The 12,757-nt window shown below is 39.2% G+C and carries 10 protein-coding genes; 7 read left to right on the top strand and 3 right to left on the bottom strand.

Annotation, left to right across the window (positions count from 1 at the left end; all coding sequences use genetic code 11):
• The first annotated feature begins 3 nt into the window (after positions 1-3).
• The gene (locus BG04_RS11010) at positions 4-516 is read left to right on the top strand and encodes a YwhD family protein (protein WP_013085495.1); all 513 of its coding nucleotides are present in this window, start codon (positions 4-6) and stop codon (positions 514-516) included.
• 38 nt (positions 517-554) lie between these two features.
• Here the strand turns inward: BG04_RS11010 and BG04_RS11005 are convergent, their stop codons facing one another.
• Positions 555-2,621 (bottom strand): transglycosylase domain-containing protein, encoded by a 2,067-nt coding sequence (locus tag BG04_RS11005; RefSeq protein ID WP_034648241.1) that lies wholly within the window; start codon positions 2,619-2,621, stop codon positions 555-557.
• A 266-nt stretch (positions 2,622-2,887) separates the two neighbouring features.
• Between BG04_RS11005 and speE the strand changes: the two genes are divergently transcribed.
• The 4 genes from speE to argS all read left to right on the top strand — a co-directional run bounded on the left by speE (position 2,888) and on the right by argS (position 6,964).
• A complete protein-coding gene (gene speE / locus BG04_RS11000; protein ID WP_013059843.1) occupies positions 2,888-3,715 on the top strand; it encodes a spermidine synthase in 828 nt (275 codons plus the stop codon).
• Positions 3,716-3,790: 75 nt separating this feature from the next.
• Positions 3,791-4,669: an agmatinase gene (speB, locus tag BG04_RS10995; RefSeq protein ID WP_034648244.1), complete on the top strand. Its 879-nt coding sequence runs from the start codon at positions 3,791-3,793 to the stop codon at positions 4,667-4,669.
• A gap of 187 nt (positions 4,670-4,856) precedes the next feature.
• Positions 4,857-5,297 carry a YwiB family protein gene (locus BG04_RS10990; RefSeq protein WP_014457736.1) on the top strand — a complete coding sequence of 147 codons (441 nt, stop codon included), beginning with the start codon at positions 4,857-4,859 and terminating at the stop codon, positions 5,295-5,297.
• Positions 5,294-6,964 (top strand): arginine--tRNA ligase, encoded by a 1,671-nt coding sequence (gene argS, locus BG04_RS10985; protein ID WP_034648246.1) that lies wholly within the window; start codon positions 5,294-5,296, stop codon positions 6,962-6,964. Before BG04_RS10990 ends, argS begins: the two co-directional genes overlap by 4 nt.
• A gap of 31 nt (positions 6,965-6,995) precedes the next feature.
• Here the strand turns inward: argS and uvsE are convergent, their stop codons facing one another.
• Positions 6,996-7,949, bottom strand: a complete 954-nt coding sequence (gene uvsE / locus BG04_RS10980; RefSeq protein WP_034648247.1) for a UV DNA damage repair endonuclease UvsE — start codon at positions 7,947-7,949, stop codon at positions 6,996-6,998.
• Between the two features lie 24 nt (positions 7,950-7,973).
• A complete protein-coding gene (gene cls / locus BG04_RS10975) occupies positions 7,974-9,170 on the bottom strand; it encodes a cardiolipin synthase (protein ID WP_236702275.1) in 1,197 nt (398 codons plus the stop codon).
• Positions 9,171-9,365: 195 nt separating this feature from the next.
• Here cls and BG04_RS10970 point away from each other — a divergent pair, with 195 nt between their 5' ends.
• A complete protein-coding gene (locus BG04_RS10970) occupies positions 9,366-11,477 on the top strand; it encodes a (Fe-S)-binding protein (RefSeq protein ID WP_034648248.1) in 2,112 nt (703 codons plus the stop codon).
• Between the two features lie 104 nt (positions 11,478-11,581).
• The gene (locus BG04_RS10965; protein ID WP_016765938.1) at positions 11,582-12,745 is read left to right on the top strand and encodes an acetyl-CoA C-acetyltransferase; all 1,164 of its coding nucleotides are present in this window, start codon (positions 11,582-11,584) and stop codon (positions 12,743-12,745) included.
• Positions 12,746-12,757 lie beyond the last annotated feature (12 nt).

The raw sequence follows: 12,757 nt of genomic DNA, 5'->3' as shown, positions 1-12,757 counted from the left end.
ACTATGACTCAGCCAAAAAAGAAAAGTATAGGATTTAATATCATAAAAGACGATTCAACCGACGGCCACGGTGGCTACGGAGTTGGAGCGTTAAGTTTAGAAAACATTTCACCCGTTTTTGTTTGTCCGAGCGACGAAGAAGTATTTGTGGATATCGGTGCGATGCATGCAAGAAGTGTAGTAGAAAAAGGAATTAAGTTCTTACCGAATAAAGACGAGGTGCCAAATGGCAAGTTATATTGGCTTGTATGGGTAACGATTGATCGTAAGCAAGAAGGACCTTACTACGCAGGTATGACAGCATGTGAAATGACCGTTGATCGTGAAATTCGCCGCGGCTATAAATCACTTCCTGAACATGTGAACAAAATGGATAAATCTTTAAAACGACGCATTATGGTAGAAGAGATGGATAACAAGTCTAAGGCTTTGCTTCGCGAGTTTTTGAAGTCTCATAATGAAGAAATTTGGACATTATCTAATGATGACTTAAAAGAAGCGCTTCAAACATCGTAATGCTAAAAAAAGCTTAAGGCCTTGGCCTTAAGCTTTTTTTAATCAAACCATTTTGGTAGCCAATGAAACTTTTTATTCTCTGCTTCATGCTGTTTTTTCTTCGTTTTTGCTGCATGATCGATGTGATCAGTACAATATGTTTTTGGCTGTGTTCCAGTTAAATAATAAGCTTTATATTGAACAGGGCATGATTTGGATGCTAACTTTCCATTTTGAGGATTAATGTTTACGCTCATTAATCCGCTTGGTGCTTTAAACTTTTCTTTTTTCTTCCCTTTTAAGGCCTCTTCCATAAATAATGCCCACATTTTTTTTGCGTATCCTTTTTCAGCTACATCATCCATTGTTCTTCCTTGATCATATCCAACCCAAACGCCTGAAACGAGCTGGGGAGAGTAGCCAATCATCCAGCTGTCCGTAGAGGTTGTGCCGGATTTTCCCGCGTAAGGACGAGATACATATTTAGAAATAGGCTTTCCTGTGACGGTTGTATAGCCATTTAGCTTTTGATTAAACATGCCTGTCATTAAATGGGTAGTAAGAAAAGCATAGCGCTTATCAATGACTTGTTTCTGTTCGGAAGGAGCTTGATAAACAACTTCTCCGTCATGGGTTTCAATTCGTTTAATAAATGTTGGACGAATTTCTTTTCCGCCATTAGCTAAGATGCCGTACGCATTAACCATATCAATAACTTTCACAGGCGAAGTTCCAAGAGCTAAAGATGGAACTTTCTTTAAAGGTGATGATATTCCAAGTGTTTTAGCAGTTTCAATTAAGCGGTTTTCCCCAATAAACAAATGCGTTTTTACGGCATAAATGTTGTCTGAAAGTGCGATGGCTTGAGCCATTGTAATAGGAGCATCCGCATAATAATTGTGATAGTTGCTAGGCGTGTATGTCGAAACGCCATCTTCCAATTTGAACGTCGTTTCTTCACTTTTCATTGGAGTAGATTCAGTAAAACCATCTTTTAACGCCGCATAGTATAAAAATGGCTTCATCGTTGAACCAGGCTGTCTTATTGCTTGAGTCGCGCGATTAAACGGGCTCTTTTCATAATCTCTTCCACCAATAAGAGCTTTCACTTGTCCATTTTTAGGATTCATCGCAACAAATGCACTTTGTACGTCTGAAGAGCTGCTGATAACATCCTTCATTTTTTCTTCAGCTGTTCGCTGCATCTTTTCATCCAGCGTTGTATAAACGCGAAGTCCATTTGTGTAAATCATGGTTTCATCAATGCCTAAATCTTGCTTTAATTCTGCTAGCGCTGCATCCATAAAGTAAGAAGCATCTTCTTTATTAGGATCTTTTTCGGCAGGCTTTGTGAATGCTAGAGGTGTTACAAGCGCTTTTGTTGCTTGCTTGGCTGTGATAATTCCATCCTCTTTCATAAGAGATAAAATGATATTTTGTCGTTTTTTTGCATTTTCTTGATGAATAAGAGGAGAGTAGTAGCTAGGGCCTTTTGGAATACCTGCTAACATACTCGCTTCACTTAATGTCAAATTTTTGGCATGCTTATCAAAATACAGCCTAGCCGCCGCTTCAATTCCATAAGCTCCATGGCCGTAGTAAATCGTATTCATGTAGCCTTCTAGAATTTGGTCTTTACTATAGTTCATTTCTAAACGAATCGTATACAGAGCTTCTTGAAGCTTTCGAGTCCACGTTTTGTCGTGCTCTAAAAACAAGTTTCGTGCATACTGCTGAGTAATGGTACTCGCACCCTGTACTTTCCCCATAGCTTTTATATCAGCTACAACTGCTCCGGCGATTCGATGCATATCAAAGCCGTGATGCTCATAGAAACGCTTATCTTCAACGGCTAAAGTCGCATCTTTTACGTAAGGTGAAATTTGATTAAGTGAAACCCAGTAGCGCTTTTGTCCATTGTGAACTTCATCAAGAACTTTACCGTTTGCTGAGTAGAAAACAGCTGTTTGAGAAACGTTTAGCGGAGGGGGGCCAGCGATTTTAGCGTAGAGAAAGATGCTTATGTAGGCAAACAATAATAAAGCCCCCGCTAATATACCAAGGACGAGAAGAATTCGGAAGATGCGTCTTGCCTTTTTTAAATGTTCGGTTAATACCGTTTCCATTTCTATTCACCACCAATATGTGTCACTATGCACCGTACATGTTGTTTTCAACACAACAAAATTCTATTAAAAGAGCGATGCAAGTAGATTCTAAAGCTTGTATCTATCATCAGTATGAAATAGAAAAGGTGGTTTTAAACCTGCATTGCTAAAAATTTTACTTGCTTTTTTGCTGAATTCATCTATACTTTTTTCATGTTTGTATAAATTATGTTAGGGTAATCTATGCATAGGTTAATTCTCAAAATAGAAGGGAAGAGTTTGAAATGGAATTATGGTTCACAGAAAAGCAAACAAAGAACTTTGGTATTACAGCTAAAATTAATCGCACTTTACATACAGAGCAAACGGAGTTTCAAAAATTAGACATGGTTGAAACAGAAGAGTTTGGTAACATGCTCTTACTTGACGGTATGGTTATGACAACGGAAAAAGATGAGTTCGTTTATCATGAAATGGTTGCGCATGTACCGTTATTTACGCATCCAAATCCAGAAAACGTACTAGTTGTAGGTGGAGGAGACGGAGGCGTAATCCGTGAAATCTTAAAACACCCAAGCGTAAAAAAAGCGACGTTAGTTGATATCGATGGAAAAGTTATTGAGTACTCAAAAAAATTCTTACCTTCAATTGCGGGCAAACTAGAAGATCCGCGTGTTGATGTACAAGTAGATGACGGATTTATGCACATTGCTAAAAGCGAGAACGAATACGATGTCATTTTAGTGGATTCAACAGAGCCAGTAGGGCCAGCTGTGAATTTATTTACAAAAGGATTCTATGCAGGTATCTCAAAAGCACTTAAAGAAGATGGTATCTTTGTTGCTCAATCGGACAATCCTTGGTTCACGCCAGAGCTCATCTCAAATGTTCAGCGTGATGTAAGAGAAATCTTCCCGATTACACGTCTATACGTAGCAAATATTCCAACATATCCAAGCGGTTTATGGACATTTACAATGGGTTCAAAGAAACATGATCCATTAGAAGTAAGCGAAGATCGTTTCTTCGATATTGATACAAAGTATTACACAAAAGAATTGCACAAAGCCGCATTTGCTTTACCTAAATTTGTGCAAGATCTTATTAAATAAGTTACCACATACAAGTGAGATGCCAGAGGTTTAAGGCTGGCATCTTTTCTATGAATAATGAAGGAGGAACAAAATATGCGTTTTGATGAAGCTTATTCAGGTAATGTATTTATCGGCAGTCACCCTGTTTTTGAAGAAAGTGAAGCGGTTCTTTACGGAATGCCAATGGACTGGACAGTTAGCTATCGTCCAGGTTCACGATTTGGCCCAACTCGTATTCGTGAAGTATCAATTGGATTAGAAGAATACAGCCCGTATTTAGATCGAGAGCTAGAGGAAGTAAAATATTTTGATGCAGGAGATATTCCACTTCCATTTGGGAATCCTCAGCGCAGCTTAAATATGATTGAAGAGTATATCGACCAGCTTTTAGCAGCAGACAAGTTCCCATTAGGCATGGGCGGAGAGCATTTGGTTTCTTGGCCTGTTATGAAAGCTATGTCTAAAAAATATCCGGATTTGGCCATTATCCATATGGATGCTCATACAGACCTTCGTGAAGAGTATGAAGGAGAACCACTTTCTCATTCCACTCCGATTCGTAAAGTTGCAGAACTAATCGGACCGGAGAATGTTTATTCATTTGGTATTCGCTCAGGAATGAAAGAAGAATTTCAATGGGCAAAAGAAAACGGCATGCATATTTCAAAATTTGAAGTTCTAGAGCCGTTAAAAGAGATTCTACCAACACTTGCAGGTCGTCCTGTTTATGTAACAATTGATATCGATGTATTAGATCCAGCGCACGCTCCTGGTACAGGAACAGTAGATGCGGGCGGTATCACATCAAAAGAGCTTTTAGCTTCTATTCACGCAATTGCTAAATCAGATCTTCGCATTGTCGGAGGAGATTTAGTAGAAGTAGCTCCAATTTATGATCCGTCTGAACAAACAGCTAATACAGCAAGCAAGCTTATTCGCGAAATGATCTTAGGCTGGGTACAAAAGAAATAAATAAAGTAAAAGGCGGCCGCTGTGGCTGCCTTTTTTATTTGGAATATGTGAATGCGTCACGTACTGTAAAAAGGTGAATTCTCGGCGTATCTATCATATTTCCTTTGAAGTATTATTGAATTCTTTCTTTAGAATGTTTATACTATTTAAGTTATAACGTATTCATTTTAATAAGGAAGTGTCTTTTGTGAGTAACGCTTCAGAAGTCAAGAAACCCATTGAAGTTAAAATTGTGACGGATATCCGCGATGGTCACCGAAAAGAGACAACATCGGTAAATGCAAAAGGTATGTATTATGAAAAAGGATCGAAAATTTATCTTACATACACAGAGCGCCAAGAGGAAATCGGAGATATTAGAACAATGGTGAAAATTAGCGAAGATGAAGTATCAATTAATCGAACCGGTGCTGTTCAAATGAAGCAATCGTTTCGTAAAAAGGTACAGATCGAAGGAACTTATATAAGCCCTTATGGACGTATGGATTTACTGACATTCGCTCATAACATTGAATATAAACAAATGACTCAAAAGGGTCGATTATTTTTAACGTATGATCTAGAAGTACAGGGTCAGCCTACCGGGAAATATGCGTTAACCATTACATTCAAGGAGGAGAAAAAATGAACATCGTCGAACAAGTGCAGCAAAAATTAAAAGCTGAAATTCAAGATGCTGTGGTCAAAGCAGGACTTGCTGAAAAAGCAGAACTTCCAGAAGTTCTATTAGAAACCCCAAAAGATAAAACACATGGTGATTATTCTACCAATATGGCTATGCAGCTAGCTCGTATTGCCAAAAAAGCACCGCGTGTTATCGCTGAAGAGCTTGTAGCAAACTTCGATAAATCAAAAGCATCTATCGAGAAAATTGACATTGCAGGCCCTGGATTCATCAACTTTTATATGAATAACTCTTATTTAACAGAGCTTATCCCAACGATTGTAAAAGCTGGTGAAGCGTACGGTCAAACAAACGTAGGGAACGGACAAAAAATACAAGTTGAGTTTGTTTCAGCTAATCCGACAGGGGATTTACATTTAGGACATGCCCGCGGTGCTGCAGTTGGAGACTCATTATGTAATGTTCTTGAAAAAGCAGGTTACGATGTGTCACGTGAATACTATATTAATGATGCTGGTAATCAAATTAATAACCTGGCTTATTCAGTAGAAGCACGCTACATGCAGGCTCTTGGTTTAGAGAAAGAAATGCCTGCAGACGGCTATCATGGTGCTGACATTATAAACATCGGAAAAGAGCTAGCAAAAGAGCACGGAGACAAGTATGTAAATGCCTCTGAAGAAGAGCGATTTGAATTCTTCCGTCAATACGGGTTAGATTATGAGTTAGCTAAATTAAAGCGTGATCTTGAACAGTTCCGTGTGAAATTTGACGTATGGTATTCTGAAACGTCTCTTTATAAAAATGATAAAATATCAGTTGCACTTGAAACCCTGAAAAAACAAGGTCATGTATATGAAGAAGAAGGTGCTACGTGGTTCCGTTCTACGACATTTGGTGATGATAAAGACCGTGTGTTAATTAAAAATGACGGTTCATTTACGTACTTAACACCAGATATTGCGTATCACCAAGACAAAATTCAACGCGGATTTGATAAGCTAATTAACATTTGGGGAGCCGACCACCATGGATATATTCCTCGTATGAAAGCGGCGATTCAAGCGCTTGGTTATGAAAAAGATACGCTTGAAGTAGAAATCATTCAGATGGTTCAACTGTATCAAAATGGCGAAAAAATGAAGATGAGCAAACGTACAGGTAAAGCAGTAACAATGCGTGATCTAGTAGAAGAGGTAGGCCTTGATGCAACTCGCTACTTCTTTGCGATGAGAAGTGCGGATACACATTTAGACTTTGATTTAGATTTAGCTGTTTCTCAATCTAATGAAAACCCTGTATACTACGCGCAGTATGCTCATGCTCGTATTTGCAGTATTCTTCGTCAAGGTGAAGAGATGGGGATTCAATCAACATCTGGCGCTGACCTTTCATTAATTAGTGCAGAAAAAGAAACGGAACTGCTGAAGAAAATCGGAGAGTTCCCTCAGGCCGTAGCGGAAGCAGCAACAAAACGTATTCCGCACCGCATTACAAACTATGTATTTGATCTTGCTTCTACGTTCCATAGCTTCTATAATGCAGAAAAAGTATTAGACAGCGATAATATAGAAACAAGTAAAGCGCGTATTGAACTAGTGAAAGCTGTTCAAGTAACGCTTCAAAACTCCTTAAAACTAATTGGTGTTTCAGCACCCGAAAAAATGTAACAAAAAAAGAGCCTCTTGGCTCTTTTTTAATTTAAAAAACAAGCGTGGCACCTCCCGTACGCTTTACTCCTCTCATTGATGCTAAATCTTCCACTAATTTTAGCAGCGCTTTATCTTTTAACTTTGCTTCAATCATTACGTCAAAATCTTTTCCAATATCTTTAGCTATTTGCAAAAAAGGTGCGATAAAATCAGTTGAGACATAATCAGAGTGACTTCTGAATTCTTTTTCAGATTTAGGAGAAGAGATATGTATTTTTGGTTTTAACCCGATATGTTTCCACGTGTCAAAGATACGAGGGAGCAATAATGCAAGAGGTTCTTCTCCTTCATTTGCTTTGTGGTGGTGATAATCAAAGAGGAGAGGGACTTTCTCTTTTTCGCATACAGCTAACGTTTCTTCAGTTGTGTATGTTTTATCATCATTTTCAAGAGTCATGCGCTTTTTAATGACAGGTGGCAGCGTTTGAATGTTTTCATGAAATCGACCGATCGCCTTTTCTTTATTGCCATAGGCTCCTCCTACATGAATATTAATAAGAGCTTGATCGGCTACTCCCATCGCTTCAAGCATTCTATAGTGATAATCCATATCTTTTACCGCATTTTCTGTAATATGTTTTTTGTCGCTTGTAAATAATGTGAACTGATTGGGGTGAAAACTCACGCGCAGCTGATGATTCCGAATCAATTCTCCTATCTCTGACCAATCGTCTTGGAACGCATCAATGTAATTCCAATCTACTTCAGGATGAGTAGCTAAAGGAACAAGAGAAGATGATAATCGATACAGCATAATTTCATGGGCAATATTAAAATGTAAAGCGCGCTTAGTATGATTCAAATTTTGTTTTGTGACGTAATGAAGCTTATCCAGCCTCTCATCTTTTTTCATTTTTTTCCATCTAGTAAACGTGAGAGTCTTCGCAGGTGAGCAGTCCCAAAGCGACAGGGCATGTGATACATAGCCAAATCTAATTTTCATTATAAATTTTCCTCTTTTCGTTCATTAAAGTAACGGAGAAATAAAGGTTGCAAATCCTTGCTTTAGTTTTTCACTCCATTTTCGGTTTTTGACGTCTTCTAAAGACAAAACTGGGCATTCCCCCATACAAGCTTTAAAGCTGTTCTTTACCTCTTCAATGTATGTGGCATCGTAGATTAAACAGTTAATTTCAGCGTTTAAGAACAAGCTTCTTTTATCAAAATTAGCCGTTCCTACATCGCAGATAACATTGTCTGCAATTAATACTTTTGCGTGGTAAAAACCGTAATAATATTGATAAATCATGCAGCCTGCTTGAAGTAATGTAGGAAGATAGGCAAATGCAGCATGATGAACAAGCGGTTGATCTGCACGCATTGGAATCAATATATGAACTTGTACTCCCCGTGCTCGAGCTTGCAATAAAGCATTCATCAAAGGTTCACTTGGAATAAAATAAGGAGTACCTATGTACAATTCCCTATTGGCTTGGTTGATAATCGATAAAAAGCTTTCTTCAAGTGAAAAACCTTCAGTTGACTGTAGCTGAATAACATAGTCTCCTTCAGAGGTTGGTGGAAAGTATCTTTCCACTTTACGCAGGTCTATGCCGGTAGCAGCATACCAGTCGCTCAACAGCTGTATTTGAAGATCTTGGATACCTTTACCTTCCATACGCAGGTGGTAATCTTTCCACACTCCAAGCTTGGCGTCGAGTCCTAAATATTCTCTTCCGATATTAAAACCGCCAATGTAGCCAACTTTCCCATCAATAACGGCCATTTTACGGTGATTGCGTGCGTTGAGTGTATAAAACAAATAAGGCCATCGTAGCGTTCGACTGTAAGCAAAATGAACACCTTGTTTCTTTAAGAATGCAATTTTGTTTTTCTTGATTTTATAGCTTCCCACACGGTCTACCAATAACCGGACTTCAATATTTTGCTGTGCTTTTTGGACTAGTAAATCTAAAAAATCTTGACTAATTTCATCATTTTGTACGATGTAAAACGATAAATGGATAAACGAAGAGGCATTTTCTATTTCGTGAAATAGATCTTTATACAAGACATTCCCGTCTGCGAACAAAAAAAGAGAAGCACGGCGCTTTGGAAATGTATTTTCAGCCTGAGAAAATACTTTCTTTCCAACGCCAAGGTCAATTGCAAGCCAAGCAATAAAAATAATAAAAAGTAAAATTACAACCATGCCGCTCATCATGTCACCTCTTTTCCCGATGTAAATACATTTTATGTTGTTCTTAGTGTCACCTTGTTTAAATAGAATATGAACAAAAGAACGAAAAGATATTGACTGAATGCTCATTCATTATATACAATGAAAACAGATATATTATCAGAAAATTTAGTCGTCAGGAGGAAAGAAAGGTAACAAACTATTCAAGGAGGGGACGAGATGACAGGGTTGCTGTGGGTGAATTTTCTCTTTTTTATTATTGTAACCGCTTACGCTGCTTCTTTGTTTGTATATTTAATTCGCACACGCATTGAGTATATTCAATTAGGGAAAAAAGTTGAATTTGATCAGCGGTTAAAAGAAAGACTGCAAAAAATTTGGGTGAACGTGTTTGGACAAAAGAAGCTGTTAAAAGATAAAAAAAGTGGAATTATGCACGTCATGTTTTTTTATGGGTTTATTTTGGTTCAGTTCGGCGCGTTAGACTTCATTATAAAAGGTTTGCTTCCAGGTAAACATTTGCCGCTTGGACCTTTATATCCCGGTTTTACATTTTTTCAAGAAATTGTGACACTTTTGATTTTAGTAGCAGTTGTCTGGGCTTTTCACCGTCGCTACGTAGAAAAGCTTGTGCGTTTAAAAAGAGGGTTTAAATCTGGTTTAGTACTGATTTTTATTGGAGCACTTATGCTGTCAGTGCTTGTCGGAAACGGTATGTCAATCATCTGGCATAATCATGAACCGTCATGGACAGAACCGATTGCGTCATCGATTGCGATCTTGTTTAAGGGAATCAATGATATTGCCGCTATCTCCATTTTTTATGTTTCATGGTGGATTCACTTAGCCGTGTTATTGACGTTTTTAGTATATGTTCCTCAATCAAAACATGCTCATTTACTGGCTGGACCGGCTAATGTATTTTTTAACCGTGTTTCTAAGCCAGGTAAGCTTGAAAAGATTGATTTTGAAGACGAGACCCAGGAGACGTTTGGGGTTGGAAAGATTGAAGAATTCACGCAGCATCAGCTTATTGATTTATATGCCTGTGTGGAATGCGGTCGATGTACGAATATGTGTCCGGCAACGGGTACAGGGAAAATTTTATCTCCAATGGATTTAATTTTAAAGATGCGCGATCACTTAACAGAAAAAGGAGCGGTTGTGACATCCAAGGCACCTTGGGTTCCTACGTATGCATTCTCCAAAACAAAAGGAAATCAGCTGGCGATGATGGCGGCCGGCCAAGGCGGAGCAGAGGCTGCAGCAACAGCGGAATATAATCCCGCTTTAATCGGAGATGTCATTACGGAAGAAGAAATTTGGGCATGTACAACGTGCCGAAACTGTGAAGATCAATGTCCCGTAATGAACGAGCATGTAGATAAAATCATAGATTTACGACGTTTTTTAGTATTAACTGAAGGAAAGATGGACGCGGATGCTCAGCGTGCCATGACGAATATTGAACGTCAAGGAAACCCTTGGGGATTAAACCGAAAAGAGCGTGAAGAATGGCGACATGTAAGAGAGGATGTTCACATTCCGACTGTTAAAGAAGTAAGTAAAGCTGGTGAAACGTTTGAGTATTTGTTCTGGGTAGGTTCGATGGGATCTTATGATAACCGCAGCCAAAAAATCGCTCTATCGTTTGCTAAGCTTCTCAATGAAGCTGGTGTTTCATTTGCGATTTTAGGAAATAAAGAAAAAAATTCTGGTGATACGCCCCGCAGGTTGGGCAATGAATTTTTATTCCAAGAGTTAGCTTCTAAAAATATCGCTGAATTTGAAAAAAATGAAATCAAAAAAATTGTTACGATTGATCCACATGCTTATAATATCTTCAAAAATGAATATCCAGATTTCGGTTTTGAAGGAGAAGTGTATCATCACACAGAATTATTAGCTGTGTTGGTGAAAGAAGGTAAGCTGACACCAAAACATGCGGTTAATGAAAAAATTACCTTCCATGATTCCTGTTATTTAGGAAGATATAACGAAGTATACAGTCCACCGAGAGAAATTTTGAAAGCGATTCCAGGTGTTAGTTTGATTGAAATGGAACGCAACCGTGAAAATGGTATGTGCTGTGGAGCAGGAGGAGGGTTAATGTGGACGGAAGAAACGACCGGCCAGCGCATTAACGTAGCGCGCACGGAACAAGCCTTGGCCGTTAACCCAAGCATTATCAGTTCAGGTTGTCCGTACTGCTTAACGATGCTAAGTGACGGAACAAAAGCAAAAGAAGTAGAAGAAAAGGTTCATACGTATGACGTAGCAGAACTGCTTGAAAAGTCAATTTATGGTGACGTGCAAGAACAGGTTTCATAAAGGAGAAGTAGAGATGGTATTCATCTCTACTTTTTACAGAAAGGAAATTGAGCAAGCGTTCAATCGGCAAGGACAAAGATTAGGAAAAAGGGGAGGAAACAATAATGGGGAAAACAGTTATTGTGAGTGCAGTTCGAACACCTTTTGGAAAATTAGGTGGCAGTGTAAGCGGACTAAAAGCGGCAGAACTAGGCGGGAAAGCGATTCAAGCAGCATCAAAGGGACGTACAGAAATTGATTCCGTTATTATGGGGTGCGTGCTGCAAGGGGGCCAAGGACAGCTACCTTCTAGGCAAGCCATGCATTATGCAGGTTTACCGTGGCAAGTAGAGACGGAAACCATTAATAAAGTTTGTGCATCAGGTATGCGCAGTATTACAACTGCTGATCAGCTGATTCGATTAGGAGAAGCAAAAACAATCATTGCAGGTGGAATGGAATCGATGAGTAATGCACCGTATCTTCTTCCAAAAGCAAGGTGGGGGTTCCGTATGGGAGATAGCGTTGTGACGGATTTGATGGTTCATGACGGTTTGACATGCAGCTTTACAGGGGTTCAAATGGGTACGTATGGAAATGAAATCGCTTCTGAAATGGATATTTCCCGAGAAAAGCAGGATGAATGGGCGCTTCGCAGTCATCAATTAGCAGTAGAGTCAGAAGAAAAAGGGAGATGGGATGCAGAAAGAATTTCAGTTGATATTCCGTCTAAAAAAGGAACGATAACGGTTCAAAAAGATGAAGGACCAAGAAAAGATACGTCATTAGAAAAACTCTCGTCTCTTCGGCCTGTATTTGGCCACAGTGGAACCATTACAGCAGGAAATGCACCTAGCGTGAATGACGGAGCAGCTGCGCTCATGCTAATGGATGAAGATGTGGCGAAAGCAAATGGCTATGAGCCGTTGGCTACGATTATAAACCATACTTCTCTTGCGATGGAGCCAAGGGAGTTTCCGAAAACGCCTGGGTTTGCTATTAACAAGCTATTGCAAAAAACAAATAAGACAGTAGACGATATTGCGCTGTTTGAAATCAATGAAGCTTTTTCAGCAGTAGCGTTGATGAGTATGGAAATTGCAGGGCTTCCGGCTGAAAAAGTAAATGTGAACGGCGGGGCTGTAGCACTTGGACATCCGATTGGAGCAAGCGGCGCCCGTATTGTTGTAACGCTCATTCATGAATTAAGACGAAGAGGCGGCGGACTAGGCATTGCTTCTATTTGCAGCGGCGGCGGCCAAGGTGATGCCATCATGGTAGAAGTATAAAAGGGGGATACC

Source organism: Priestia megaterium NBRC 15308 = ATCC 14581 (assembly GCF_000832985.1).
GTDB classification, from domain to species: domain Bacteria; phylum Bacillota; class Bacilli; order Bacillales; family Bacillaceae_H; genus Priestia; species Priestia megaterium.
The sequence above is the reverse complement of the archived record's forward strand: the minus strand, read 5'-3'. Positions and strand labels throughout refer to the sequence as shown.

Excerpts from the sequence above, each read along its gene's own strand:
- BG04_RS11010 (WP_013085495.1), top strand. The coding sequence starts at position 4 with ATGACTCAGCCAAAAAAGAAAAGTATAGGATTTAATATCATAAAAGAC.
- BG04_RS11005 (WP_034648241.1), bottom strand. The coding sequence starts at position 2,621 with ATGGAAACGGTATTAACCGAACATTTAAAAAAGGCAAGACGCATCTTC.
- speE (WP_013059843.1), top strand. The coding sequence starts at position 2,888 with ATGGAATTATGGTTCACAGAAAAGCAAACAAAGAACTTTGGTATTACA.
- speB (WP_034648244.1), top strand. The coding sequence starts at position 3,791 with ATGCGTTTTGATGAAGCTTATTCAGGTAATGTATTTATCGGCAGTCAC.
- argS (WP_034648246.1), top strand. The coding sequence starts at position 5,294 with ATGAACATCGTCGAACAAGTGCAGCAAAAATTAAAAGCTGAAATTCAA.
- uvsE (WP_034648247.1), bottom strand. The coding sequence starts at position 7,949 with ATGAAAATTAGATTTGGCTATGTATCACATGCCCTGTCGCTTTGGGAC.
- cls (WP_236702275.1), bottom strand. The coding sequence starts at position 9,170 with ATGATGAGCGGCATGGTTGTAATTTTACTTTTTATTATTTTTATTGCT.
- BG04_RS10970 (WP_034648248.1), top strand. The coding sequence starts at position 9,366 with ATGACAGGGTTGCTGTGGGTGAATTTTCTCTTTTTTATTATTGTAACC.
- BG04_RS10965 (WP_016765938.1), top strand. The coding sequence starts at position 11,582 with ATGGGGAAAACAGTTATTGTGAGTGCAGTTCGAACACCTTTTGGAAAA.